The 23138-nt window shown below is 58.7% G+C and carries 29 protein-coding genes; 17 read left to right on the top strand and 12 right to left on the bottom strand.

Annotation, left to right across the window (positions count from 1 at the left end; translation table 11 throughout):
- Positions 1-13: 13 nt before the first annotated feature.
- The 3 genes from AC07V9_RS01055 to AC07V9_RS01045 all read right to left on the bottom strand — a co-directional run bounded on the left by AC07V9_RS01055 (position 14) and on the right by AC07V9_RS01045 (position 2513).
- Positions 14-571 carry a peptidylprolyl isomerase gene (locus AC07V9_RS01055; protein WP_495013843.1) on the bottom strand — a complete coding sequence of 186 codons (558 nt, stop codon included), beginning with the start codon at positions 569-571 and terminating at the stop codon, positions 14-16.
- 101 nt (positions 572-672) lie between these two features.
- Entirely contained in the window at positions 673-1452 is a 780-nt protein-coding gene (locus tag AC07V9_RS01050) for an alpha/beta fold hydrolase (RefSeq protein ID WP_495013842.1), read from the bottom strand.
- A gap of 116 nt (positions 1453-1568) precedes the next feature.
- The gene (locus AC07V9_RS01045; protein ID WP_495013841.1) at positions 1569-2513 is read right to left on the bottom strand and encodes a LysR family transcriptional regulator; all 945 of its coding nucleotides are present in this window, start codon (positions 2511-2513) and stop codon (positions 1569-1571) included.
- Positions 2514-2562: 49 nt separating this feature from the next.
- On the opposite strand from AC07V9_RS01045, the gene AC07V9_RS01040 reads away from it, so the two are divergent.
- The 5 genes from AC07V9_RS01040 to AC07V9_RS01020 all read left to right on the top strand — a co-directional run bounded on the left by AC07V9_RS01040 (position 2563) and on the right by AC07V9_RS01020 (position 5691).
- Complete coding sequence (locus AC07V9_RS01040) at positions 2563-2877, top strand: 3-phosphoglycerate kinase (protein WP_495013840.1); 315 nt, start codon at positions 2563-2565, stop codon at positions 2875-2877.
- A 445-nt stretch (positions 2878-3322) separates the two neighbouring features.
- A complete protein-coding gene (locus AC07V9_RS01035) occupies positions 3323-4189 on the top strand; it encodes a carboxylate/amino acid/amine transporter (RefSeq protein ID WP_495013839.1) in 867 nt (288 codons plus the stop codon).
- Between the two features lie 152 nt (positions 4190-4341).
- On the top strand, positions 4342-4578 hold the full coding sequence (locus AC07V9_RS01030) for a hypothetical protein (RefSeq protein ID WP_495013838.1): 237 nt from the start codon (positions 4342-4344) through the stop codon (positions 4576-4578).
- A gap of 387 nt (positions 4579-4965) precedes the next feature.
- Complete coding sequence (locus AC07V9_RS01025) at positions 4966-5202, top strand: hypothetical protein (protein WP_495013837.1); 237 nt, start codon at positions 4966-4968, stop codon at positions 5200-5202.
- 243 nt (positions 5203-5445) lie between these two features.
- Entirely contained in the window at positions 5446-5691 is a 246-nt protein-coding gene (locus tag AC07V9_RS01020) for a hypothetical protein (protein ID WP_495013836.1), read from the top strand.
- Between the two features lie 175 nt (positions 5692-5866).
- On the opposite strand, the gene AC07V9_RS01015 is transcribed toward AC07V9_RS01020, so the two are convergent.
- Positions 5867-7141: a mechanosensitive ion channel family protein gene (locus AC07V9_RS01015; protein WP_495013835.1), complete on the bottom strand. Its 1275-nt coding sequence runs from the start codon at positions 7139-7141 to the stop codon at positions 5867-5869.
- 178 nt (positions 7142-7319) lie between these two features.
- Between AC07V9_RS01015 and AC07V9_RS01010 the strand changes: the two genes are divergently transcribed.
- Positions 7320-8672, top strand: a complete 1353-nt coding sequence (locus tag AC07V9_RS01010; RefSeq protein ID WP_495013834.1) for a DEAD/DEAH box helicase — start codon at positions 7320-7322, stop codon at positions 8670-8672.
- A gap of 191 nt (positions 8673-8863) precedes the next feature.
- Here AC07V9_RS01010 and AC07V9_RS01005 read toward each other — a convergent pair whose 3' ends face one another.
- Entirely contained in the window at positions 8864-9139 is a 276-nt protein-coding gene (locus AC07V9_RS01005) for a hypothetical protein (RefSeq protein ID WP_495013833.1), read from the bottom strand.
- A 175-nt stretch (positions 9140-9314) separates the two neighbouring features.
- Between AC07V9_RS01005 and AC07V9_RS01000 the strand changes: the two genes are divergently transcribed.
- Positions 9315-9722, top strand: a complete 408-nt coding sequence (locus AC07V9_RS01000; protein ID WP_495013832.1) for a transcriptional regulator — start codon at positions 9315-9317, stop codon at positions 9720-9722.
- Positions 9723-9801: 79 nt separating this feature from the next.
- Here the strand turns inward: AC07V9_RS01000 and AC07V9_RS00995 are convergent, their stop codons facing one another.
- From AC07V9_RS00995 to AC07V9_RS00980, 4 genes are all read right to left on the bottom strand, one after another.
- A complete protein-coding gene (locus AC07V9_RS00995) occupies positions 9802-10671 on the bottom strand; it encodes a DUF6279 family lipoprotein (protein ID WP_495013831.1) in 870 nt (289 codons plus the stop codon).
- Between the two features lie 63 nt (positions 10672-10734).
- Entirely contained in the window at positions 10735-11499 is a 765-nt protein-coding gene (locus AC07V9_RS00990) for a TorF family putative porin (RefSeq protein WP_495013830.1), read from the bottom strand.
- 161 nt (positions 11500-11660) lie between these two features.
- Positions 11661-12146, bottom strand: coding sequence for a hypothetical protein (locus tag AC07V9_RS00985; RefSeq protein ID WP_495013829.1), 486 nt, complete (start codon positions 12144-12146; stop codon positions 11661-11663).
- Positions 12147-12367: 221 nt separating this feature from the next.
- On the bottom strand, positions 12368-12547 hold the full coding sequence (locus tag AC07V9_RS00980) for a PFL_1563 family small protein (RefSeq protein ID WP_495013828.1): 180 nt from the start codon (positions 12545-12547) through the stop codon (positions 12368-12370).
- Between the two features lie 370 nt (positions 12548-12917).
- Here AC07V9_RS00980 and AC07V9_RS00975 point away from each other — a divergent pair, with 370 nt between their 5' ends.
- A complete protein-coding gene (locus AC07V9_RS00975) occupies positions 12918-13754 on the top strand; it encodes a CvfB family protein (RefSeq protein ID WP_495013827.1) in 837 nt (278 codons plus the stop codon).
- A 165-nt stretch (positions 13755-13919) separates the two neighbouring features.
- Here AC07V9_RS00975 and AC07V9_RS00970 read toward each other — a convergent pair whose 3' ends face one another.
- Positions 13920-14300 (bottom strand): hypothetical protein, encoded by a 381-nt coding sequence (locus AC07V9_RS00970; RefSeq protein ID WP_495013826.1) that lies wholly within the window; start codon positions 14298-14300, stop codon positions 13920-13922.
- A 269-nt stretch (positions 14301-14569) separates the two neighbouring features.
- On the opposite strand from AC07V9_RS00970, the gene AC07V9_RS00965 reads away from it, so the two are divergent.
- The 3 genes from AC07V9_RS00965 to def all read left to right on the top strand — a co-directional run bounded on the left by AC07V9_RS00965 (position 14570) and on the right by def (position 16640).
- Positions 14570-14761, top strand: a complete 192-nt coding sequence (locus AC07V9_RS00965) for a CsbD family protein (RefSeq protein WP_495013825.1) — start codon at positions 14570-14572, stop codon at positions 14759-14761.
- Positions 14762-15014: 253 nt separating this feature from the next.
- Positions 15015-16040 (top strand): YihY/virulence factor BrkB family protein, encoded by a 1026-nt coding sequence (locus tag AC07V9_RS00960; protein ID WP_495013824.1) that lies wholly within the window; start codon positions 15015-15017, stop codon positions 16038-16040.
- A gap of 60 nt (positions 16041-16100) precedes the next feature.
- Positions 16101-16640, top strand: coding sequence for a peptide deformylase (gene def, locus AC07V9_RS00955; RefSeq protein ID WP_495013823.1), 540 nt, complete (start codon positions 16101-16103; stop codon positions 16638-16640).
- Positions 16641-16648: 8 nt separating this feature from the next.
- Here def and AC07V9_RS00950 read toward each other — a convergent pair whose 3' ends face one another.
- Entirely contained in the window at positions 16649-17479 is an 831-nt protein-coding gene (locus tag AC07V9_RS00950; RefSeq protein WP_495013822.1) for a class I SAM-dependent methyltransferase, read from the bottom strand.
- Positions 17480-17576: 97 nt separating this feature from the next.
- Positions 17577-18020 carry a GNAT family N-acetyltransferase gene (locus AC07V9_RS00945; RefSeq protein WP_495014118.1) on the bottom strand — a complete coding sequence of 148 codons (444 nt, stop codon included), beginning with the start codon at positions 18018-18020 and terminating at the stop codon, positions 17577-17579.
- A 69-nt stretch (positions 18021-18089) separates the two neighbouring features.
- On the opposite strand from AC07V9_RS00945, the gene AC07V9_RS00940 reads away from it, so the two are divergent.
- From AC07V9_RS00940 to AC07V9_RS00915, 6 genes are all read left to right on the top strand, one after another.
- Positions 18090-19031 carry a fatty acid desaturase gene (locus AC07V9_RS00940; protein WP_495013821.1) on the top strand — a complete coding sequence of 314 codons (942 nt, stop codon included), beginning with the start codon at positions 18090-18092 and terminating at the stop codon, positions 19029-19031.
- Between the two features lie 15 nt (positions 19032-19046).
- Positions 19047-19895 (top strand): phosphate/phosphite/phosphonate ABC transporter substrate-binding protein, encoded by an 849-nt coding sequence (locus AC07V9_RS00935; RefSeq protein ID WP_495013820.1) that lies wholly within the window; start codon positions 19047-19049, stop codon positions 19893-19895.
- A 148-nt stretch (positions 19896-20043) separates the two neighbouring features.
- A complete protein-coding gene (locus AC07V9_RS00930; protein ID WP_495013819.1) occupies positions 20044-20553 on the top strand; it encodes a sigma-70 family RNA polymerase sigma factor in 510 nt (169 codons plus the stop codon).
- An 83-nt stretch (positions 20554-20636) separates the two neighbouring features.
- Positions 20637-21650, top strand: a complete 1014-nt coding sequence (locus tag AC07V9_RS00925; RefSeq protein ID WP_495013818.1) for an ABC transporter substrate-binding protein — start codon at positions 20637-20639, stop codon at positions 21648-21650.
- Positions 21651-22056: 406 nt separating this feature from the next.
- Complete coding sequence (locus tag AC07V9_RS00920; RefSeq protein ID WP_495013817.1) at positions 22057-22572, top strand: hypothetical protein; 516 nt, start codon at positions 22057-22059, stop codon at positions 22570-22572.
- A 65-nt stretch (positions 22573-22637) separates the two neighbouring features.
- Complete coding sequence (locus AC07V9_RS00915) at positions 22638-23075, top strand: nucleoside deaminase (RefSeq protein WP_495013816.1); 438 nt, start codon at positions 22638-22640, stop codon at positions 23073-23075.
- Positions 23076-23138 lie beyond the last annotated feature (63 nt).

The following is a 23138-nucleotide window of genomic DNA, read 5'->3' as shown; positions in this document are numbered from 1 at the left end:
CACCACAGACAGCTTAGTTCACGCGTTTGGCCGACTTGATCAGAATCGGGTCCAGCGGCACGTTCTGCATGCCTTGCTTGTTGCCGGTCTGCACGTTGACGATCTGGTCGACGACGTCCATGCCCTTCACCACCTTGCCGAACACCGCATAGCCGTAGTCGCGGGCGCCGTGGTCGAGCATGGCGTTGTCGACGACGTTGATGAAGAACTGGCTGGTGGCCGAGTTCACGTCGGATGTGCGGGCCATGGCGAGGGTGCCGCGTACGTTATGCAGGCCGTTGTCCGCTTCGTTCTTGATCGGATCGTTGGTCGGCTTTTGCACCATCTGCGGGGTGAAACCGCCGCCCTGGACCATGAAGCCTGGGATCACGCGGTGGAAAATGGTGTTGGAGTAGAAATTGCTGTCCACGTACTTGAGGAAGTTGGCGGTACTGATCGGCGCCTTGTCCTGGTTCAACTCGATCTCGACCTGGCCGAAGCTGGTGTCCAGCACGACATGCGGCGCGGGCGCGGCCATCAGGTTGGAAGCGAACAGAACGGCGGCGGCAGAGAGGGCGATTTTTTTCAGCATGGGGCAGTGGTCCTGAAGGGTTATTCGACTGCGAACGCTGGCAAGGGAAACACGTTTGCGGGGTTTTGGACAGGGGTGGATGGTGTCAGGCACGCAGCTGATCACTTTCCAAGAAAGTCCAGCAAGGCGCGATTGAAGGCGTCAGGTTGATCCAGCGGTGTGGCGTGCCTTGAATCTTCGATGACGATCAGGCGGGCATCGGGAATGAGCCGGGTGTACGCCTGTTTCAGCGCCACGGGCGTGTAATCCCGGTCGGCGGTGATGATCAGCGTCGGGCATTGAATTCGCGATAACGCCTCCTGCACCCCCCACCCGACAATCGCGCTGAAACTGGCAAGATAGGCGCGTTTTTCGTTCTGTGCCCAGCGTTTGGCGATCTTGTGCCGCAGGTCGGCCTGTTCGGGCTTGGGGAACAGATTTTTGCCCAGCGCCTTGCCGATCGCCTCCATGCTGAACATCCGCGCCAGCAGCCAGCGTTTGGCGAACTGCCGCACATCGCTGAAGTTTTTTATTTTCACTTCTGGCGCGCTGTTGACGATGGTCAGGCTTTTGAGAAGCTGCGGATGATCGACCGCCAGCTGAAAGCCGATCATGCCGCCCATGGACAGCCCCACCAGATGCACCGGGCCTGGCTGCAGGTGATCGAGCAGGGCTTCGATGTCGGCGCTGAAGCCGGGGATGCTGTAGCGCTCATGGGGCTTGTCGGAGCGCCCGTGGCCTCGCACGTCGACGGCGATGACCCGATACTTCGCGGCCAGCGCCGGAATCTGATATTCCCAGTCCTGGCCGCTCGAGCCCAGCCCGTGGACCAGCAACACCGGGTCGCCGCGACCATATTTTTGGTAATGCAGGGAGCAGCCGTTGTGTTCGAAGTAGGGCATGGGTAACGTCCTTGTCAGAGTCGCGCAAGCTTAGTAGGAGCGCGCTTGCCCGCGATGGCGGCGTGTCAGTCAGCAAATCCGCTGCAGACAAATGGCTTTCGCGGGCAAGCGCGCTCCTACAGTTCAGTGTCGAATGTCACATCCTGCTGCGGCGCCGCAAACGCCGCATCCAGCGGCGCGATGTCGAAGGTCTGGATCAGCTCGATGAGAATCTGCGTCGCAGGCCCCAGTGGTTTTTCCTTGCTCGCATACAGGTAGAACGTCGGGTTGCGGCTGCCACCTTTATCCAGCGGCAGCGGTTTGAGCACGCCCTCGCGGATTTCCCGTTCGATCATGTGCCGAGGCAGCCACGCAAAGCCCAGGCCACTGCTGACGAATTTTGCCGCCGTCGCCAGGCTGCCCACTGTCCAGCGTTGTTCGGAGCCCAGCCAGCCGACATCGCGGGGCTGGTTGCGGCCGGAGTCGCGAATCACCACCTGCAACTGGCTTTCGAGATCCTGAAAGGTCAGCTCACGCTGCATCTGGTGCAAGAGGTGATCGGGATGAGCGACGGCGACGAATTCGACGCTGCTCATTTCCGTGCCCAGATAACCCGGAATATTGAAGCCACTGATGGCCAGGTCCGCCACGCCTTCGAGCAGTACCTCTTCCACACCGGACAGCACTTCTTCACGCAAGCGCACGCGACAGCCGCGACTCTGCGGCATGAAGGCCGTCAGGGCGCGCACCAGGCGGGCGTTGGGGTACGCCGCATCGACCACCAGACGCACCTCGGCCTCCCAACCTTGTTCCATGTGATGGGCGAGGTCTTCCAGCTGGCTGGCGTTTTTGACCAGCTGCCGCGAGCGGCGCAGCAGCACTTCACCGGCGTCGGTCAAAACGGCCTTGCGCCCGTCGATGCGCAGCAAAGGCACGCCGAGCTGATCCTGCATCCTGGCCACGGTGTAACTGACCGACGACTGCGAGCGGTGCAGCGCTTCGGCCGCTTGGGCAAAGCCACCATGATCGACCACGGCCTGCAAAGTGCGCCATTGATCAAGGGTCACGCGGGGCGCTTTCATCTTTCGCTCCTGTTGTCCTAAGCTGACATCCCTTACTGGAGACTGCCGCATGAAAAAATTAGGTTGTGTGCTGCTGACGATGCTGCCCTTGAGCGCCTTCGCCTACCCCATCGATGTGGAGAAACACATCAATGGCGTGCAAATCGACTACAACAGCCACGACACCGCTTACGACATCGGCAACATCACCGTGAACAACTACGGCGACGTCCCGGCCAAATGCACCGCCGTGTTCAACAACGGCCCCGAGGCCCCTCGTACACGTCGCGTGCAGATCGCGCCGAAGAGCAGCGCCAACGTCACCGTCAAATTCAGCCGCGAGATCGTCAAGCTGCGCATCAAGCTCAGCTGCGAGCCTCAATAAAGGCTCAATGGCTGGCAGACGAGCCTAATGCCGCCCTGCCAATAAAACAAATAATTAGATATTTAGAATCAATTATTTACGTTTTTTTATCGATTGCTTCGCGATTGATCACCTCTCCGTCGAATTCATCCCCTCATTCCTTCGCTGGAGCCACAACCTATTGCACGCCTCAGCAATTAATGCGCGCGCAGCCTCATTTATGCCGAAGGCCTGCACGGGGGGCGGGGACTTTTCCACTTAATCGTCAGTTAATGCCGGCGAGTGATCATCCTCGCGTTCATCGACTCTCCCTTGGCACTTGAATCGCTCCTGAGTGCATTGCCCGATCGACCCGGCCTGTCAGCGCGGGGCATCGGGCTTTTTATTGCGCCTGAAAATACCCACTTGAAATAGACATTGCTGCTCCGAAACCGCTAAGGTCGCCGCCTTCAAAACAGGGGCAATCATGGACTATCTACTCTTTGTCACACTGATCCAGGCGTTTTCCTTCAGTCTGATCGGCGTTTATCTGGCGGGCCATGTCGACAGCTACCTCGCGGTGCTGATCCGCGTCGTGTTGGCCGGGCTGGTGTTCATCCCGCTGACTCGCTGGCGACAGGTGGAACCGGCGTTCATGCGCGGGATGCTGTTGATCGGCGCCCTGCAATTTGGCGTCACCTATGTCTGCCTTTATCTGAGCTTCCGCGTGCTGACGGTGCCGGAAGTACTGCTGTTCACCATCCTCACGCCGTTGCACGTGACCCTGATCGAAGACGCGCTCAACCGCCGCTTCAACCCGTGGGGATTGCTGGCGGCGATCGTCGCGGTGCTGGGCGCGGTGATCATTCGTTACGACCACGTCGACGCGAACTTCCTCGGCGGCTTCTTGCTGCTGCAAGTGGCCAACTTCACCTACGCCGCCGGCCAGGTGCTATACAAGCATCTGGTCGCACGCCATCCGAGCGACCTGCCGCACTATCGGCGTTTCGGCTATTTCTACCTCGGCGCGCTGGCAGTGGCGCTGCCGGCGTTTCTGTTGTTCGGCAACGCACAACACCTGCCGGACGCCCCGCAGCAGTGGGTTGTGCTGCTGTTTCTGGGGCTTTGCTCGACAGCGTTGGGCATGTATTGGTGGAACAAGGGCGCTTGCCTGGTCAACGGCGGCACGCTGGCGGTGATGAACAACCTGCATGTGCCGGTCGGCCTGCTGATCAACCTGCTGATCTGGGGCCAGAACGAGGACCTGGGCAAGCTGTTTTTCGGCGGTCTGGTGATCGTTTCTTCGGTCTGGATCAGCCGCAGAGGCTTGGCGCAAGGTCATATGAGTCGCTGAAAACATTGGCCTAGACGCTCCGCTTAATCACATCACTGGCCTTGATGTTGGGTATCTGTACGGGTGGTTTTTCATGTTGGGGTCAATCCAATAAATTGGCTCCAACGAAACGACTTACCCCACTTACCTAAAGTTCTGCGGAGATCTCAATCATGAAAAAGTCCATCGCCTTCGGTTTTGCACTGTCCATCCTCGCTGCCGGTTCTGCATTTGCCAGCCCTGAGAAAACTTTCCAACGCGCCATTGTCGATGCTTCCAGTGCAACTGTTCTGGATAGCAAAGTGGCCAGCAAAGATGCGGTCAAACCTTTCGACAGCAAATCGTCCAGCACCGTGATCGTTGCTGAAAACCGCAAAGAGTTCGGTTCCAGCTATCAGCGTTACCAATAAGGGTGCAGCCTTTAATGGGATAAGCTCAGTCTTATCTGAACGCACTTGATAAAGCCCGGCCGATGCCGGGCTTTTTGTTGTGCCTGATTTTTATAACCGGCTGGATTGTCGCTGCCTGCATAACAAACTGTTGTCGGATAGATCGGCAATTGCGCTGCGCCGCTCAGAGAATCTCAAGACAAACCGGCCGGTCCCTGCGTTGTCGAGACCCTGTAAAGCCCGAAATCATTGAGCTAGACGCCTTGGTCGTTAACATCATCGACGCTGATGTCGAATATGCCCAGCCTTGGTTTTTCAATGGGCGGGCTCGCGGTTAACTTAGCGCCAACGAAACGAATTACCCAACTAACACCGCTCTTAACCTAAAGTACTTCGGAGATCCAGATCATGAAAAAATCCATCGCTTTCGGCTTTGCACTTTCGATCCTGGCAGCCGGTTCCGCATTTGCCAGCCCTGAAAAAACTTATCAACGCGCCATCGTCGATGCTTCCAGCGCCAGTGTCCTGGACAGCAAAGTGGCGAGCAAAGATGCTGTCAAACCTTTCGACAGCAAATCGTCCAGCACTGTGATCGTTGCAGAAAACCGCAAAGAGTTCGGTTCCAGCTATCAGCGTTACGAGTAAATTTGTACGCACTGTCGAGTCAAGTTCAGTCCCACCTGAGCACACTCTGAAGCCCGGCCAATGCTGGGCTTTCTCATGTCTTCGCAAAAGTGTATTGAGTGGTTTTATTGAGCGGATAGCGGTTCTCTATAATCAGCGAGCGTGATGTCCGGCATAAATAGCGGTGTTTTTTAATACTTTGGCAATCGGCATAGATTGGTCTCACCCAACAGATTCAATCCCTACTTACCGGAGAGACCACCCATGAAAAAATCAATCGCCCTGGGCTTCGCACTGACCGTTCTGGCCGCCACCTCTGCCTTCGCCAGCCCGCAAGCGTCGACCGTTCACCAGACCATCGTCCTTGAGCCGATTCACATCCACGCCACCGCCATTAGCAATCACGTAGACGATAAAGCCAGCGTCAAAGCCCCGGCCAGCCAATCGGCCCAGACCGTAATCGTCGCCGACAACCGCAGCGCGTTCGGCTCGCAGTACCAGCGCTACTGAGTACTGAGCAGCTGTACCCAACATCAAAAGCCCGGCGGATGCCGGGCTTTTTGCTTGTGCGTGTGGAGATGGCGGCATGTGTACAGAACGCCTCTGTAGCAGCATGGCTTGCCGGCGGTGGCGATTCCAAAGATGCCACCGCCGGCAAGCCGTGCTGCTACGAAAGCGTCTCCCGCTAGATCGGCGTCGCAGGCATCGTCCGTGACGCCAACCCCACCCGCATATCCGCCCCACTCGGTTGCTGATACAAACTCAGGCCGAACTCCGGCAACACCGCCAGCAGGTAATCGAAAATATCCCCCTGAATCCGCTCGTAGTCGGCCCAGCTGGTGGTGCGGGTGAAGCAGTAGATTTCCAGTGGTACGCCCTGGGCGGTGGCTTCCATCTGGCGGACCATGCAGGTCATGTCCGGGTGAACGTCGGGATGGCTCTTGAGGTACGCCAGTGCGTAGGCGCGGAAGGTGCCGAGGTTGGTGATGCGGCGGCGGTTGGCCGAGAGTTCGGCGACGTTGCCTTGCGCCTCGTTCCAGGCGTTGAGTTCGGCCTTCTTGCGGCCCATGTAATCGGTGAGCAGACGCACTTGCGTCAGCTTTTGCTCCTCGGCATCGGCGACGAAGCGCACACCGCTGGCGTCGATGAACAGGCTGCGCTTGATGCGTCGCCCGCCAGCCTGCTGCATGCCGCGCCAGTTCTTGAAGGACTCGGACATCAGTCGCCAGGTCGGAATCGAAACAATCGTCTTGTCGAAGTTCTGCACTTTGACGGTGTGCAGCGTGATATCCACCACATCGCCATCGGCGCCGACCTGGGGCATTTCGATCCAGTCGCCGACCCGCAGCATGTCGTTGCTGGTCAGCTGAACGCTGGCGACGAAGGACAGCAGTGTGTCCTTGTACACCAACAGAATCACCGCCGACATCGCGCCCAGACCCGAGAGCAGCAACAGCGGCGAGCGGTCGATCAGGGTGGCGACGATAATGATGGCCGCGAACACATACAGAATCATTTTTGCCAGCTGTACGTAGCCCTTGATTGAGCGAGTGCGGGCGTGTTCGGTGCGGGCGTAGATGTCCAGCATGGCGTTGAGCAGGGCGCCGACGGTGAGCATCAGGAACAGAATGGTGAAGGCCAGCGCGATGTTGCTCAGCACATGGGCCGCGGTGGGGCTGAGGTCAGGCACCAGGTTGAGGCCGAACTGGATCACCACAGAAGGCGTGACCTGCGCCAAGCGGTGGAACACCTTGTTGTGCAAAAAGTCGTTGAGCCAAAACAGCGCTGGCTGACGGCCCAGGGCTTTGATGGCGTAAAGAACGAGGAAGCGCATCAGACGGCCCAGCACCAGTGCCGCGATCAGCAGCACGAGCAGGCCAAGGCCGGTGCGCAGCATGGGCTGGTGTTCGAGCAGGTCCCAGAGTTCCTGAGCGCGATGGCCCAGTGTTGAGGTGTCCATGGGCACATGATCTCCTGAAGAAAAAAGGGGCGCGATTAGAGCATCGATGGGATGTGCAGCGCAGCAACGGGTAAATCCGGTAACAAAATAGGCCCGTTGAGCTAAAGAAACTCGGCGAAAGCGGCTTAAACCGGTAACCTATGCGACTGTTTTTTTGCATTCCGCCGAGGTACCACCCGTGTTCTCCCAATTCGCCCTGCACGAACGCCTGCTCAAAGCCGTGGCCGAACTCAATTTCGTCGAGCCTACGCCTGTGCAAACAGCAGCGATTCCGCTGGCGCTGGAAGGACGCGATCTGCGGGTGACGGCGCAAACCGGCAGCGGCAAGACGGCCGCCTTCGTATTACCGATGCTCAATCGCCTGATCGGCCCGGCCAAGGTTCGCGTCGACATTCGCGCCCTGATCCTGCTGCCGACCCGCGAACTGGCCCAGCAGACCCTCAAGGAAGTCGAGCGCTTCTCGCAGTTCACGTTCATCAAGGCCGGTCTGATCACCGGTGGCGAAGATTTCAAGGTGCAGGCCGCGATGCTGCGCAAGGTGCCAGACATCCTGATCGGCACGCCGGGTCGTCTGCTGGAGCAACTGAACGCTGGCAACCTGGACCTCAAGCACGTTGAACTGCTGGTCCTGGACGAAGCCGACCGCATGCTCGACATGGGCTTTGCCGAAGACGTCGAGCGCCTGGCCAACGAATGCGCCAACCGTCAGCAGACCATGCTGTTCTCCGCCACCACCGGCGGTTCGGGCCTGCGCGAGATGATCGCCAAGGTCCTCAAGGAGCCGCAGCACCTGCAGGTCAACAGCGTCAGCGAGCTGGCCGAAGGCACCCGACAGCAGATCATCACCGCTGACCACAACGTGCACAAAGAGCAGGTCCTGCACTGGCTGCTGGCCAACGAGACCTACCAGAAAGCGATCATTTTCACCAACACCCGCGCAATGGCCGACCGCATTTATGGCCGTCTGGTGGCGCTGGAATACAAGACCTTCGTGCTGCACGGCGAGAAGGATCAGAAAGACCGCAAGCTGGCGATCGATCGCCTGAAGCAGGGCGGCGTGAAGATTCTGGTCGCCACCGACGTGGCTGCCCGTGGCCTGGACGTCGACGGCCTGGACATGGTCATCAACTTCGACATGCCGCGCACCGGCGATGATTACGTTCACCGCATTGGCCGTACCGGCCGTGCAGGTGCTGAAGGGCTGGCGATCTCGCTGATCACCCACGGTGACTGGAACCTGATGTCGAGCATCGAGCGCTACCTGAAGCAGAAGTTCGAGCGCCGCACCATCAAGGAAGTGAAGGGTACCTACACCGGTCCGAAGAAGGTCAAGGCTTCGGGCAAGGCAGTGGGCGTGAAGAAGAAAAAGACCGACGGCAAAGACAAAAAAGCCGCCGACAAGAAGAAAACGGCCGCCAAAGGCCCGACCAAGCGCAAGACGGTAAACCGTCCGAAAGCCGAGTCGCTGGTGAGCCAGGACGGTCTGGCGCCGCTGAAGAAGCGCGTGACCCGTCCGCCGGTTTCCGAGTAAGGGTCAGCCTTGTGACGTAATTCCCCGGGAAATATCTGTGGGAGCGAATTCATTCGCGAAAAATGGTTCAGCCGGTAGAGATGTGTCGGATGTACCAATGTCTGGTCGGAATGCCGCCCAGAATGAATTCGCTCCCACAGGTGATCGCAGCGTTGGGTCGTCCAGCGTGGGGAGTACGCGCATTTGTAGAGTTATCCCTGCGCTTTCTTCGCCGCCTCATCCATCTCTTTCAAACGCTGATCGATCAACTGGCATTTGTCGGGCACGTCCTTGGCCGCGGTTTCCAGTTGCATGTCCTTGATCTCCTGATTCAGTTCCTTGGCTTTCGCCGGATTCTGCTGAGTCAGTTTTTGCACTTCCTGCGCCAGTTGTTCGCGTTTGGCTTGCGCTTCTTCGGGCGTGCAGGCCCAGATCGGGGTGGCCGCGAGCAGCGTCAGCGCGGCGGTGATGCTCATCAGGGTTTTCATGACGGCCTCTGTTCCATTGCGGGCTTACTGAATGGAGGGCAGGGCCGCTGCAAAAGTTCAGCGCCGACCGCTGGGCGACCGGGCTGAACGCCGCTGAATACACCGGGTCACAGCTCTTGAGCACCAAGCCCGATGACCGGACGTCACGGGTAACCATCGTTGTGGAGGTTGGGACATGGCTGACAAATACGACTGGGATTTGATCGAGCGTTTGCTGCATGAAGTACAGAACAGCGCCGACAAACCGTTTGCACCGCGCAAGTACGCTGAGGAACATGCCGCTGCCAAGGCCGCCGAGGGCGAGAGCTCGGGAAATCTGGATACACTCAAGATGCAGGCGGCTGACCTGGAGGCCCTGCTGTTCAAGCGCGGATTCATTGAATCCAGGCAAGAAGAAGAAGGCGGCAATGGCGAGAATTTCATTCTCACCCCGCGTGGTTCCAGCCTGTTGGCGATGATCGACAGGGGCATATCGGGTGAAACCTGTATCCGCGATGTGCTGGATCAACAGACCGATGCACTGGATCCGGAAACATTCGACAGGGTTTCTTCCCAGCCTCAGGCCACGCCGGGCGTCATTTAACCTGTAGGAGCGCGCTGGCCTGCGATGGGCGGGTCGGGCGCCAGAAGGATCATCGCGGGCAAACGCGCTCCTACAAAGATTAAGTCTTCTTCGCGCCTTTCAGGCAGCTCAGATTGGTAAAGTCCTGCCGCACATCCGCAATCTTTTCCAGCAACTTCTGCCGCTGCTCGGGCGAGCTTTGTGCCATCAAATCCGTAATCAACGAAATCGCCGCCTGCTCGGTGTGGTCATACGCCGCACGGTATTCAGGTGTCCAGAATGTCTGGCGATCCTGCAACAATCGGGCGATCTTCTGATCGAAATCCGCTGCTTGCCGTTGCTTGACCGCCGTGACCAGCAGCGACTGCCAGTGAGCGCGGTTGTCGATCCACAGGCGATTCTGCTCACCCAGGGACGTGGACCACTGCATCACGCGATCGCGCTGCACCGCATTGAGTTTGCCGATCCAGGGATTCAAGCGTTTTTCCATGCGCTGAGCGCGATCCTTGATTTGTTTGTCCAGCGGTTGGTCGACGAAATCGGCCTCATGCTTGCCCATGTCCTTGGCAAACGCCGCTTGCATTTCCGCCACTTGTTGATCGTTAAGCTGGCGCAACAGCTCGACGGCGGACGGGGTGATCTCTCGGGAAATGGTGGCGATGGCCTGCCGCGCTTCTGCAGTGCGGGCGCGCAGTTGTTCTTCGTTGACCTGATTGGTTTCGACCATGACCTGCAAGCGATCGAGCCAGCTCAGGTAGTCGGGGATCTGCGTGGTGCAGTGCCAGCTCAGGTGCTCCTTGAGACGCTCGTCCAGCCAGTCTTTCTGGGTGGCGTTCATGTCCAGGTAGTCATTGAGCGACCAGGGAATGATCAGGTCCAGATGGCGGTACGTCAGACCAATCTGGCTGCAACCTGCGATGAGGAACAGGCTTAGCCACAGCGAAATGCAGGTCTTGAACAGGGTACGCATGACAGCTCCTTGGGGGTTCTCCTCCCAGTTATAGAGCCGGTCAAGTCGCCCCGGTTCAGCCTGTCAGAAAAACGAGCGCACCACTTTCAGGGTAACCGCGCTTTCGCACTGGCCGTTGTGACCGCTGTAGGCGCTGCAGTCGGCGCCGCTCAAGCTCGAGCCGCTGTACATCAGGTTCATGTCCATTCCCAGCCAGGGGCGTGAAAGGTTGAGCGACCAGTCGTTGTAGCCACTGACCAGGCCGCCGCCATCGATGACTGTCGGCGTGTCGAGTTGGTGATTGCCGTACTGCATGCGCACGTCCACGCCTAACGTTTGACTCAGCAACGACAGGCCGCCGAGGTCAAGGAACAGCGTGCTGTCCTGACGACCCCCGTCTGTGCTGACAGCGGTGCCGATGCGGCTGTCGAAGATGCGAAAACCGGCGTACAGCTCGTGGCTGTCGAGCTGGCTGGTGTTGGGGTAGCTGTAACGGATGACGCCCAGTTCATAGCCCAGAGTCTTGTCGAACGGCTTCTTGAAGCCCATGTAGGAGTCGACTTCCAGGGTCGTGTCTGGCGCCAGGCCGGCGTTGGGTGACCACTGGCCGAAATAGAACCCGCTGTCGTGGGTCAGGTCCAGGCCGCCGTGGAATTTCGAGTCGCCCGCGGTCGGCGTAACCAAGCCCTGGGCCATGGTGCGACTGGGTGTAGTGCCGAGCTTGAGGCTGAAGTCGCCCAGTTCTCGCTCCATCACTTGGGCGGTGGCGCACTGGCTTACCAGCAGCGCACAGACAAGCGCAGCACTGGCGCAATGTCGGAAGCGCGAAACAATGCAAGCAAAAGGCATGCTTCACTCCTTTTCAGGTGCAGAGGAGTGGATCGTAGGTGTCCTGTCGAAACCTTGAAGGGCCGATAGGAACCGCGAGCTAGAGCCTCGCAAGGATACCGGCGAATGCAGCGATGAATCGACCGCTGGTCGATTCATCGCAGAAAATGTGAACTTTGCGATCAGTTGTTCGGCGAAATGAGCTTATTGACCACCGCGATCGCTTGGGGAAACGACGGATATCCGCTCTTGGCGACGTCCAGTTCATCGTATTTAACGCGATATGCTCGGGCTTTTTCCTGATCCACCGAGCCCGACATTTGCGCGAGCAGGGCAATGGCAAGCGGGTACTTACGGTCGGCTGAATCCTGCAGCAGGCTGCGGACCTGCGAGCTTTCGGCATTCAGGCGCAGCAGCAACACGGCCTGGTAAAACTCGGCTTCACCGGTCTTGTCCTCACGCGCGGCGCGGTTGAGCAGAGCACTCGCCAGCTCGTAGCTGTCCTGGCTGCGCTCGTTGATGATCCATTTCGCCTGGAGCATGTCGTTCTGATAGAGGAGGTAATCCGTCCGGCAGCCGCTGCCCACGGTCGACACATCGCAACCGCGTGATGCACAGCCGCTCAGGCCAAGGTACAGCAGGGCACCGAAAAACATCCATTTGTTCATATCGGGTTTCCGCAAAAAACGTTGGGTGATCAGGCATCGTCGAGTCTGTCGATTCGTTTCAGGCATCGCGGCGCACGCATCAATAATGCAGCCCATGACGAGACAGTAAAGCAGAGCTTTGCACGCAGGCCTGAAAATCAGGCGCTGAACCGGGGGACGCGATAGACCTGGCGCCTTGTGATCAAAGCGCCTGGATGTCGACCGCAGAGGCGGGGGAAAATTTACTTTTTGCCGAGGGAGATCTGTTTGGACTGGGTGAAAGTCTGGCCGCTGACGCCTTTGGCGATCTGCTGGATTTCACCGCCGGACTTCAGGAACGCTGCGATTTGATCGTTGATCGATTCGCTGGTTTCGACCGCAGGAGCTGGCTTGGCTTTCGCCTGGGATGCTTTTACGCGCATGGCTTCAATTAACCTACATAAAATCAGGACGGCCGAACATCCTATCGTATTTCGCTGCCGATTGCTTGGCTTATATCTGCCAAGTCCGCGGTGGCAACAATCGCGAAGACGTCTTTCATTTCCAGAATCTGCACCCTAACCGACTGTTTTAATTGCCAAGTCTTGAGCGCGACGAGGCGAATAGTCGCTGAGTATGCGCTCCGATATTGATCGCCCGACCTGACGAATGGTCCAGATGCCAGGACGATGCTCGTGGCAAATCCTTGATTTTCAAGGCCTCACAGGTCGCTTGCCCGTGGGCCTTCGTGTGATCCGCAACCCGGGGGCAAACTCGGGTAGAATGCCGCGCACGCAATGAGGGTATCTGGAAATGGCTTTAATCGGGCGTTACAACAGTTTGCAAGTGGTGAAACACACTAACTTCGGTTTGTATCTTGACGGTGCGCAGGACGGCGAAATATTACTGCCCAACCGTTATATTCCGAAAGATGTTCCCAGCGAAGATGAAGACTGGTTGAACGTCTTTGTTTATCTGGACAGCGATGACAAATTAATTGCTACCACTGAAAAACCAAAAGTTCAGGTCGGTGAATTCGCCAGTCTTAAAGTGGTTGAAGTCAACAGCATCGGCATCTTCCTGGACTGGGGGCTGTCCAAGGACCTGCTGCTGCCGTACTCCGAGGAAAAGCGCCCGCTCAAGGCCGGAGACTACTGCGTGGTGCACGTCTATCTCGACAAGCACACCCGCCGCATCACTGCCACCACGCGTCTGGACCGCTATCTGGACAAGGCCCCGGTCAATTACACCGTGGGCCAGGAAGTGGACCTGCTGGTGGTGGAAGAAACCGCCATGGGCTTCAAGGCCATCATCAACAACAAGCACTGGGGCCTGATTCACAAGAACGAAGTGTTCAAGTTCCTGCGTTCGGGCAAACAGGAAAAGGGCTTCATCAAAGCGCTGCGTCAGGACGGCAACATCAGCCTGAGCCTGCAACCTGTGGGTGAACAGCTCGCCACGGGTCTGAGTGCGCAGATTCTCGCCAAGTTGCGTGAAAACAATGGCGTGCTGCCGGTCAGCGACAAGAGCGATCCTGCCGTGATCAGCAACCTCTTCGGCGTAAGTAAAGGCAACTTCAAGAAAGCCATTGGCGGTTTGTACAAAGAGGGCAAGATCGTGATTCACGCAGACCGCATCGAGCTGGTCTGAACCCCTCAGTACCCGACCAGCCGCGCCTACGGCACAAGGCTCCGGCGATCCCGGTCTGCGGGCGCGACCTCGTTCGCGAAACGTCAGTTCAGCCGATGCAGATGCACCGGCTGATTCAATGCACGCCGAACGAATTCGCTCCCCATGCGATGGGTGTGCGCTCGACTATTTCTGCACGAACGCAACGAAACTCAAATTCGCCCCGTTCGGGCGCATGTCCTTGAGGTAGGAGTCCTTGTCCGCCGACAGCTCCAGGCTGACCGTGGACTTGCGCTTGCCTTCGTTGCGAATCACCACGCCGTCCTTTTGCTCGCGCAGGAACTTGGTGGTCACCTTCAGGTGGATCAGCTCATCAGTGCTCGGCGTGTGCAGCAGCAGGTGCAGCCACTCGTACTGCCCGACCGCCAGGCGGCTGACCGGAAGATCGAACCACCAGATGTTGCGCTTGTGGTCCAGGGCGGCAAAGTGGGTGTTGTTGGTGCCCAGCACGGCGCCGCCCAGTTGCTCGTTGCGGCGCGCGATGGCCTGCTGCTTGTCGATTTTCATAGCGTTCCTGTGTCGCTCTTTCTCTTGAGCCTGTTTCGTGAACCTGCGTGTCTATCCGCCGGTACTGCAGGATAGGTGCAGTCTGGATCGGCCGCGCATTCTCCGGGGTTGTCGCGCAAACATAAAGGCCAAACGGGTCGTTGCGATGAAAAGCGCCGTTACATCTGTCGAAAAACCGCTCGGGAAATAATTGAAACTCTGGGGAACGGGCTCCGGTCCATCCTTATGTCGAGGTTATGACACCTGATTCTTAACTCTGGAGAATTACCATGAGCAGCACTACCGATAAAATCAAAGGCGCCACCAACGAAGCCGTCGGCAATGTGAAGCAAGGCGTCGGCAAGGCCACTGACAACGACAAACTGCGCGCAGAAGGCAAGGCGCAAGAGGTCAAAGGCGAAGCTCAACAAGCGGTCGGCAAGACCAAGGACGCTGTGAAAAAAGGCGTCGACAAGGCTTGAGGGCCTGCGCGCTTCGGGTGTGAAAAACCTCAAGCGAACACGTAACACACTTTGGCGGCCATCCCGGGATGGCCGTTATCGTGTCTGCCAGGCAGTGATCCGGCAGCACGTTGAAATCTCCCGGACATGACAAAAGTGCTTAACTCACTGTAAAACGCCTGCCCTTGTGCAAGGCGAATGGAATTTCAAAGCGTTTGCCTGCTCGTATTGGTAAATGCGCTTCAGATACATCTACGTCGCGAAAGGAGACGCCATGATATTTCCGGATTTGCGCCAGCTGCGTTTAAAGACGGTGTTGGTCAGAACGGTCAAAGAGTTTCTTGACGACGAGATGTCGACCTACGCCTCGGCGCTGGCTTACCAGATGCTGTTTTCGTTGTTTCCGTTTCTGCTGTTTCTCATCGCCCTGATCGGTTTCCTCCATCTGCCTGATTTCTTCAGCTGGCTGCGCCTGCAGTCCGAGCTGGTGTTGCCGCCTATGGCGCTGGATCAGGTCAACCCCGTGATCGATCAACTGCAGCAGTCCAAGGGCGGATTGCTGTCGATTGGTATCGTCATCGCGCTGTGGAGTGCTTCGGCCGGCGTGCGTTTGATGATGAGCGCGATGAACGCCGCCTATGACGTCGTCGAAGAGCGCCCGGTGTGGAAGCGCATTCCGCTGTCGGTGCTGTACACCGTGGGCTTTGCCGGGATGCTGTTGGTCGCCGCGGGACTGATGGTCACCGGGCCGCAGGTGATGAGCTGGCTGGCTGCGCAAATTGGCATGGAAGACTTCATCGTTACCCTGTGGACCATCCTGCGCTGGCCGGTGATCATCCTGTTGCTGATGATTTCGGTGGCGATGATGTATTACGTGATGCCTGACGTAGAGCAGGAATTCCGCTTCATTTCGCCGGGGTCGGTATTGGCCGTCGTGGTGTGGATTCTCGCCTCTCTGGGCTTCGCTTACTACGTCAAGACCTTCGCCAACTACGACGCCATGTATGGCAGCATCGGGGCGATCATCGTTCTGCTGCTGTATTTCTACATTTCTGCCTCCGTGTTGCTGCTGGGCGCCGAGATGAATGCGGTGATCGAGCACATGTCCGAAGAGGGCAAGGACAAGGGCGAGAAAGCCCCGGGTGATGGCGGCAAGGATGCGGACCCTGAAGCTTCCTACGAGAAAAAGCATGTCTCGGGTCTGGGGCGTGATCACAGCCACGATCATGACGACGAGCACGCCCACGATTACGAGCCGTCGCTGCAACCGCTGACGCCTCTGAAAACCGACAAATCCTGATTGATCCTGTGGCAGGATGCGCTTCTGATCTGCGCGTCCGCCCCTTCGAAAGGTTCTTCCATGATTCGCGAAATTCTGAAAATGGGCGACGAGCGCCTGCTGCGTATTGCACCGCCTGTGCCTCAGTCGATGTTCGGCTCGCGCGAGCTGAGCGCTTTGATCGACGACATGTTCGAAACCATGCGCAGCGTCGGCGGCGTGGGTCTGGCGGCTCCGCAGATTGGCGTTGACCTGCAACTGGTGATCTTCGGGTTCGAACGCAGCGAGCGGTATCCCGATGCCGAAGCCGTGCCGCAGACCATCCTGCTCAACCCGCTGATCACGCCCCTGGAACCAACCCTGGAAGAGGGCTGGGAAGGTTGCCTGTCAGTGCCGGGTTTGCGCGGCGTGGTCGAGCGTTACGAGCACATTCGCTACGAAGGTTTCGACCCCGATGGCAAAGTGATGCAGCGCGTAGCGCGGGGTTTTCATGCACGTGTGGTGCAGCACGAGTGCGACCATCTGATCGGCCGACTGTACCCCTCGCGGGTCAAGGATTTCACCCGCTTCGGGTTCACCGAGGTGCTGTTCCCCGACATGGACCCGAATGCGGATGATTGAGGCAGGGATTATTTCCCCGGTTTGACGAACCGCAATGTCATGCGATCCGACTCGCCAATTGCCAGGTATTTCGCTTTGTCCTGCTCGCCTTTGACCAACACGGGCGGCAAGGTCCAGACGCCGTCGGGGTAGTCTTTGGTGTCTTTGGGGTTGGCGTTCACTTCGCTCTGGCCTGCCAGTTTGAACCCCGCATTCTCGGCCAGCTTCACCACGTAATCGGTGGGCAGATAGCCGTTCTTTTCGTTGTCCTTGGCGCTGGTGCCGGGTTTGGCCCGGTGATCCACCACGCCCAAGGTGCCGCCCGGTTTGAGCACGTCATAAAAGGCCCTGAACGTCGCGGCTTCGTTGCCCGCGTCGACCCAGTTGTGCACGTTGCGAAAGGTCAGCACGGTGTCCGCGGACGCGGGCTTGCCGAAGACGGGCGCTTTGGGCGCGTATTCCACGACCTCGACCTTGCCGTAATGAGTGGCGTCTGCGGCGTATTTCTGTTTGAGGCTGTCGGCGGATTTTTTCGCGTAATCGCTCACCGCAGGGTCGACGATTGCGGCGACGTAATGGCCTTTTTCCTTGAGCAGCGGGGCGAGCAGCTCGCTGTACCAGCCGTTGCCGGGGGTGATTTCGATGACGGTCTGGTCGGTGCGTACGCCAAAGAATTTCAGCGTTTGCTCGGGGTGGCGGTATTGATCCCGCGCGGCATTCTGCGGCACGCGCCAGTCGCCCTTGAGCACTGTGGCGAACTGTTCTTGGCTGATGTTGGACGTCGTGGCAGGTGTGGCGGCAGCGGCCAGCGCCGAGCCGAAAAGCGCGGCGAGAGAGCAGGCGATCAGGGTTGGTTTCATGTGCATCCCGTTTCAACGGCAGAAGTGATGGCCGAGGCTAGCACGCAGGGTTGAGCGGCGAATGGCACTTTTTGTTTGGTCATAGGTGCAAAAGAATCTAAGCACGAACCAGCGCCAGCAGCGGTTTTGTTTGCCGGTAGCGGGCGAAGCGATCAGCCAGTTCCCGTGGCAGATCGAGGGCTTCGACGAAGCCTGATCGCTGGTAGAACACCCGAAGATCCGGGTCGCAGAACAGCCAGACGCTGCCCTCAAGGGTGTTCAGCGCGGCCTCGATCAAACCTCTCGCCACTCCATGCCCGCGCTGATGGGGTGCGACGAACAAGCCGCTCAACCAATGGCCGCCAGCAACGTGCGTCAGGCACATGCCCGCGACGATGTCCCGCTCCTTCGCCACCCACATTTGCGCCTCGCCCCTGGCACGCATACCGGCGCGATGGGTTTTGTAGAACTTCGCAAGCAACGGGCGCTGAAGCGGGGGCAGATGCTGGAACTGCATGGAAGAAGGCTCGCGCTCTGATTCGGGTGTTCGTTCTACCGTCATAACCAATCGATCTACAAGATTCTTCATCGCCAATGCACATACCGGTATCAGCCAGTTGCAGGAGCGGCCATGCCTCATTATCTCGACAATGCCCAACGCGAGGACATCGTCCGTCTGCGCGAGAGCCTCATCGGCCGTACGGAATGGCCGACCTGGCTGCTGCTGATCGGCGTGTACAGCGCCTGGCCGTTGCTATTGCTGCTCAGCCCCAGGCTCGGCGTGTGGCCGACCACGGGATTGCTGATTCCGCTGATTGTGCTGTGGATGTCCTTGCAGCACGAGCTGCTGCACGGCCACCCGACCCGCTCGCCGTGGCTCAACAAACTGCTGGGTTACGCGCCGTTCGCGGTCTGGTATCCGTATACGCTGTACCGCGACACCCACATGCAGCACCATCGCGACGAGGACCTTACAGTTCCCGGCCTCGACCCGGAAAGCCGTTACCTGAGTCAGTCGAGCTGGGCGCAGACGGGCCCGGTGATGCGTCTGTTGCGCTGGCTCGACAAGACCCCGCCGGGGCGTCTCGTTTTCGGTGTGCCGCTGGCGCTGGCCAGCCTGATCCGGGATGAGTCGACGCGGCTGTTGCGCGGTAACCGTCAGGCCTGGGCAATGTGGCTCACCCACGGGTTATTTCTGGTGCTGATGTTTGTTTTCATCGAGCGCTACAGCGCCTTGTCGAGCCTGCATTATCTGCTGTTAGTCAGCGTGCCGGCGTTGGCAATTTCCATGGTGCGCTCGTATTACGAACACCGTCCGGCCGAACATTCACACCAGCGCACGGTCATCAACGAAGCGTCGTGGCCGTGGCGCTGGCTGTTTCTCAACCTGAATCTGCACCTGGTGCATCACGATCTGCCGGGGCTGGCCTGGTATCACATTCCGACGGTGTATCGCGCCCGTCGCGAGCAGTGGCTGGCACGCAGCGGTGGTTTTCTGCTGCCGGGGTATGCTGAACTGTTCAGGCGTCACAGCTTCAACCCCATCGACAGCCCTCAACATCCTCACGTCTAGGTCCGGTATCCGCACATGGCTCAGGGTTTCGCCGAATTACTGATGTACGTGGCCCCCGAGCGGGTGCGTGAAGCCCAACGGCAGTGGCTCAGCCGCGTATTGGCATTGCTCGCGGCAGAGCGTCTGGATGCTCAAGGCCTGGACCTCAAACAGCTTTGGCTTTCGCCGCAATTGCTCGTCACGCAAACCTGCGGCTACCCGCTGATGACGCAACTGCGCGGTCGGGTGCAGGTGGTGGGGCGGCCGGTCTATCAACTGGCCCACAGCGTCGGTGGCCATCATTGCAGCCTGATCGTGGCGCGGGCCGATGACCCTCGGCAGCAGCTCGAGGCGTTTCGCGGCAGCCACGGGCTGATTAATTCTGAAGATTCCAATTCCGGGATGAACCTGTTTCGTCATGCACTGGCGCCGTTGCAGCGTGAGGGGAGGTTTTTCGCCCAGGTGTCGTTGACCGGGGGGCATCGAAATAGCCTGGCAGCGCTCAAGGCGGGCGTCGGGGATCTGGCGGCCATCGACAGCGTGACGTTCGACTACCTGGCCCGCGACGCCAGTGAGGAGGTGGTCGGCGTCAAAGTGATTGGCCAGACTGCGCAGGGGCCTTGTCTGCCTTACATCACGCGCATCGGGGAGGATGCGGAGGGGATTCGGCGAGCGATGAATCAGGCGCTGAGAGAGTTGCCGGACGTGGTGCAGGTACTGGCGATTGCCGAGGTCTTGCCAGCGAGCGAAGGGGATTATGAGGTGCTGCTGGATTATCAACGTCATGCCCAAAGCCTGGGTTTCGCAGACATAGCAGGAGCCTCCGGGGGTTACGAGGGTGGCGAAAGCGGTGTGTCAGACAGAACCGATTCGCCACCGTCATAATCTCCGGAAGCTTCTACAGTATTCCTTTTAATATTCATAATTGATCTATAAAAATCACTTTTAAATATTATTAATGCATAAAAACCCTTGTTAGCATGGCCCGACCGGATCACCGGGCAGAACAATAATTCATGCCAAGGGAAGTCTTATGTCTGGCGTCGATCTGTCCCATCGCCAACTCATCAGCGTGCTTTTTCAGCGCCATTACGCCTGGTTGTGCGAGCGTTTGCGTCGCCATCTGGACGGCCCTGAAAGCGCTGAAGACATTGCCTCCGAAACCTTCCTGCAGCTGCTCGCATCCCCTAATGTGGTGGCGATTCGGGAGCCTCGCGCGCTGCTGACCACTATCGCTCAACGCCTGATCTACCAACGCTGGCGCCGTCGCGACCTGGAGCGCGATTACCGGGATGGCCTGATGCTTGAGGACGATGCCCATGCGCCCTCTCCGGAAAGCCTGGCCGCGACCCTGCAAACCCTCGACCGGATCGACCGGCGTCTGAATCGCCTGCCAGCCAAGGTCAAGACCACCTTTATGCTCGCGCGCAGCGTCGGCCTGACCTACCCGGAAATCGCCACCCAACTGGGCATTTCTTCGCGCTCGGTCAGCGACTACATGCAAAAAGCTGAAACCTGCTGCGCGCGCGCGTGTCTGGAATGAAGCGTGTGCTGTGCTAAACCCAATTGAGCCGTTTCTGTCCCTGGCGCCCCCGAGACCATTACCCGTCATCACGAGAGACCACCATGACATCGATCAAACACCTGCTTGGCGGCTCGCTGCTGGCATTGGCGGTACTGACGCAGACTGCCCACAGCGCGGAAAAAACGGCGCCGATTCACTTTGGTGATATCACGTGGGAAAGCGGCAGCCTGATCACCGAAATCCTGCGCACCATCGTCGAAAAAGGCTATGGCTACCCGACCGATAAACTGCCCGGCAGTACCGTGAGCCTTGAGGCGGCGCTGGCCAAGAACGACATTCAGGTGATCGGCGAAGAGTGGGCCGGACGCAGCCCCGCGTGGGTCAAGGCCGAGGCTGAAGGCAAGGTGCATGGCCTGGGCGACATCGTCAAAGGCGCCACCGAAGGTTGGTGGGTACCGGAATTCGTGATCAAGGGCGACCCTGAAAAGGGCATCAAGCCGCTGGCGCCGGACCTCAAATCGGTGGCTGACTTGCCCAAATACAAAGACGTGTTCAAAGACCCGGAAGACCCGAGCAAGGGCCGTTTCCTCAACAGCCCCACCGGCTGGACCTCGGAAATCGTCAACACCCAGAAGCTCAAGGCGTACAAGCTCAACGACAGCTTTGTGAACTTCCGCACCGGCTCCGGGGCTGCGCTGGATGCCGAAATCGCCTCATCGATTCGTCGCGGCAAACCGGTGTTGTTCTACTACTGGTCGCCAACGCCGCTGCTGGGCCGCTTCAAGCTGATCAAGCTCCAAGAGCCGCCGTTCAATGAGGCTGCCTGGAAGACGCTGGCCGACGCCAACAACCCCAACCCGATTGGCTCAAGCTCTCTGGCCGCGCACCTGGCCATCGGCGTGTCCGAGCCTTTCCACAAGCAGTACCCGGATCTGGTGAGCTTTTTCGAGAAGGTCGACCTGCCGATCGATCAACTGAACAAGACCCTGGGTGAAATGAGCGAGAAGCGCCTCGAACCGGATGCCGTGGCCAAGACCTTCCTCAAGGATCACCCGGAAATCTGGAGCCCGTGGGTGCCGGCTGACGTGGCGAAGAAAGTCACGGCAGGTTTGTAATCCGTTTTTTTTTGGTTGTCAGCTTATTGTGGGGGCGAATTCATTCGCGAGACGTCCGTAAGAGCGATAGAAACGGGCCGAATGTACCGGCCCCTCGCGAATAAATTCGCTCCCACAGGTTCGGCTATCCCTGGTTTCATTTCCCACAGGTTCGGCTCCCCCCGGGTTGCACTGCCACAGGTTTCACCTCATTAGATTCCACTTCTACAGGCTCCACACGACGCCGGTCCCCTCTCAATCCTTTCCAACCTTGGTCGGTTTCCGTGGTCAGAACACCGAATGCGACAGGGGCGTGATGATTCACGTCCTGTCGGGGCCGGATGGCTGGCAAACCCTTGCTCAAGTGCTAGCTTCACCCGGGCAGTCAGTGCGTTGATCACCGATATAAAGTCGCCGGGGAGAGGACATGGGATATAGCAGATCGACTGCGTTGGCGGTATTGAGTGTGGCAGCAGGTGCGCTCACGGGCCTGCTGCTTGAAGTGCAGATTGCGCGGGCCGAGGACCCGGTAATCCCGCCTGCCGTATCCCCCAGCGCGCTGGCCTTCGTGCAGGATCGTCATCTGGGTGAAAGCCTGGGCTGGCTGGGTTATCAGGTGGCGTCGCGCACGGTCACCTTCACCACCATCGTCGAGGCGGTCGGGCGCACCAAAGCGCAGGAAATCGTTCAGGATGAATTGCAGTACCTTCAACCGCACTACCAGCAGGAGTGGGACCGCAATCTCGCGGCAGCCTACGCGGCCTCCTTCTCCCCGGACGAACTTACCGCACTCGACATCGGCGACCCGCCGCCCGATGTCGCCAACAAATTCCGCACCAAGCAGCGTGATGTCGGCCTGGACATGAAGACTCGCTCCAGTGAACTGCTCAAGGTCTATGTCTCTACGGCACTGGACAACGCGCTGAAAAAAGCCAAGCCTTGACGTTCGTTCGGCCTGTATCGCAGGCTGCGGCGCATTCGTTCTGATCGACACGGGAAGGAGAGACCATGGACCCATTCATGCAGGCGGCCATCGATGAGGCGCAAAAGGGACTGGCCGAGGGCGGCATTCCGATCGGTTCGGTGATCGTTCACGACGGCAAGATCATTGGCCGCGGCCATAACCGTCGGGTTCAGGAAGGCAGCGCGATCAAGCACGGCGAAATGGACGCCTTCGAAAACGCTGGCCGCCAGCCCGCCAGGGTCTATCGCGAGGCAACGCTGTACACCACGTTGTCCCCCTGCGCGATGTGCAGCGGGGCAATTTTGCTTTACGGCATCCGCAAGGTGATCGTCGGCGAAAACGAGACGTTCCTGGGCGAAGAAGACCTGCTGCGCTCACGCGGCGTGCAGGTGGACGTGGTGCACAACGCGACCTGCGTTGGGTTGATGAAGCAGTTCATCCAGGACAAGCCCGAGCTGTGGAATGAGGATATCGGCGAGTAACGGTCGGCGAGTGACGTATCTTGTGGGAGCCAATTCATTCGCGATTGGACGTGCAGATGACAC

The sequence above is a fragment of the Pseudomonas sp. GW821-FHT02A11 genome, assembly GCF_059421985.1.
The sequence above is the reverse complement of the archived record's forward strand: the minus strand, read 5'-3'. Positions and strand labels throughout refer to the sequence as shown.

Excerpts from the sequence above, each read along its gene's own strand:
- AC07V9_RS00945 (WP_495014118.1), bottom strand. The coding sequence starts at position 18,020 with ATGACGGTAGAACGAACACCCGAATCAGAGCGCGAGCCTTCTTCCATG.
- AC07V9_RS00940 (WP_495013821.1), top strand. The coding sequence starts at position 18,090 with ATGCCTCATTATCTCGACAATGCCCAACGCGAGGACATCGTCCGTCTG.
- AC07V9_RS01030 (WP_495013838.1), top strand. The coding sequence starts at position 4,342 with ATGAAAAAGTCCATCGCCTTCGGTTTTGCACTGTCCATCCTCGCTGCC.
- AC07V9_RS01050 (WP_495013842.1), bottom strand. The coding sequence starts at position 1,452 with ATGCCCTACTTCGAACACAACGGCTGCTCCCTGCATTACCAAAAATAT.
- AC07V9_RS01055 (WP_495013843.1), bottom strand. The coding sequence starts at position 571 with ATGCTGAAAAAAATCGCCCTCTCTGCCGCCGCCGTTCTGTTCGCTTCC.
- AC07V9_RS00915 (WP_495013816.1), top strand. The coding sequence starts at position 22,638 with ATGGACCCATTCATGCAGGCGGCCATCGATGAGGCGCAAAAGGGACTG.
- AC07V9_RS01000 (WP_495013832.1), top strand. The coding sequence starts at position 9,315 with ATGGCTGACAAATACGACTGGGATTTGATCGAGCGTTTGCTGCATGAA.
- AC07V9_RS01015 (WP_495013835.1), bottom strand. The coding sequence starts at position 7,141 with ATGGACACCTCAACACTGGGCCATCGCGCTCAGGAACTCTGGGACCTG.
- AC07V9_RS00970 (WP_495013826.1), bottom strand. The coding sequence starts at position 14,300 with ATGAAAATCGACAAGCAGCAGGCCATCGCGCGCCGCAACGAGCAACTG.
- AC07V9_RS00935 (WP_495013820.1), top strand. The coding sequence starts at position 19,047 with ATGGCTCAGGGTTTCGCCGAATTACTGATGTACGTGGCCCCCGAGCGG.
- AC07V9_RS00995 (WP_495013831.1), bottom strand. The coding sequence starts at position 10,671 with ATGCGTACCCTGTTCAAGACCTGCATTTCGCTGTGGCTAAGCCTGTTC.
- AC07V9_RS00965 (WP_495013825.1), top strand. The coding sequence starts at position 14,570 with ATGAGCAGCACTACCGATAAAATCAAAGGCGCCACCAACGAAGCCGTC.
- def (WP_495013823.1), top strand. The coding sequence starts at position 16,101 with ATGATTCGCGAAATTCTGAAAATGGGCGACGAGCGCCTGCTGCGTATT.
- AC07V9_RS00990 (WP_495013830.1), bottom strand. The coding sequence starts at position 11,499 with ATGCCTTTTGCTTGCATTGTTTCGCGCTTCCGACATTGCGCCAGTGCT.
- AC07V9_RS00950 (WP_495013822.1), bottom strand. The coding sequence starts at position 17,479 with ATGAAACCAACCCTGATCGCCTGCTCTCTCGCCGCGCTTTTCGGCTCG.
- AC07V9_RS01040 (WP_495013840.1), top strand. The coding sequence starts at position 2,563 with ATGAAAAAATTAGGTTGTGTGCTGCTGACGATGCTGCCCTTGAGCGCC.
- AC07V9_RS01020 (WP_495013836.1), top strand. The coding sequence starts at position 5,446 with ATGAAAAAATCAATCGCCCTGGGCTTCGCACTGACCGTTCTGGCCGCC.
- AC07V9_RS01025 (WP_495013837.1), top strand. The coding sequence starts at position 4,966 with ATGAAAAAATCCATCGCTTTCGGCTTTGCACTTTCGATCCTGGCAGCC.
- AC07V9_RS00980 (WP_495013828.1), bottom strand. The coding sequence starts at position 12,547 with ATGCGCGTAAAAGCATCCCAGGCGAAAGCCAAGCCAGCTCCTGCGGTC.
- AC07V9_RS00960 (WP_495013824.1), top strand. The coding sequence starts at position 15,015 with ATGATATTTCCGGATTTGCGCCAGCTGCGTTTAAAGACGGTGTTGGTC.
- AC07V9_RS00985 (WP_495013829.1), bottom strand. The coding sequence starts at position 12,146 with ATGAACAAATGGATGTTTTTCGGTGCCCTGCTGTACCTTGGCCTGAGC.
- AC07V9_RS01005 (WP_495013833.1), bottom strand. The coding sequence starts at position 9,139 with ATGAAAACCCTGATGAGCATCACCGCCGCGCTGACGCTGCTCGCGGCC.
- AC07V9_RS01035 (WP_495013839.1), top strand. The coding sequence starts at position 3,323 with ATGGACTATCTACTCTTTGTCACACTGATCCAGGCGTTTTCCTTCAGT.
- AC07V9_RS00925 (WP_495013818.1), top strand. The coding sequence starts at position 20,637 with ATGACATCGATCAAACACCTGCTTGGCGGCTCGCTGCTGGCATTGGCG.
- AC07V9_RS00975 (WP_495013827.1), top strand. The coding sequence starts at position 12,918 with ATGGCTTTAATCGGGCGTTACAACAGTTTGCAAGTGGTGAAACACACT.
- AC07V9_RS00930 (WP_495013819.1), top strand. The coding sequence starts at position 20,044 with ATGTCTGGCGTCGATCTGTCCCATCGCCAACTCATCAGCGTGCTTTTT.
- AC07V9_RS01045 (WP_495013841.1), bottom strand. The coding sequence starts at position 2,513 with ATGAAAGCGCCCCGCGTGACCCTTGATCAATGGCGCACTTTGCAGGCC.
- AC07V9_RS00920 (WP_495013817.1), top strand. The coding sequence starts at position 22,057 with ATGGGATATAGCAGATCGACTGCGTTGGCGGTATTGAGTGTGGCAGCA.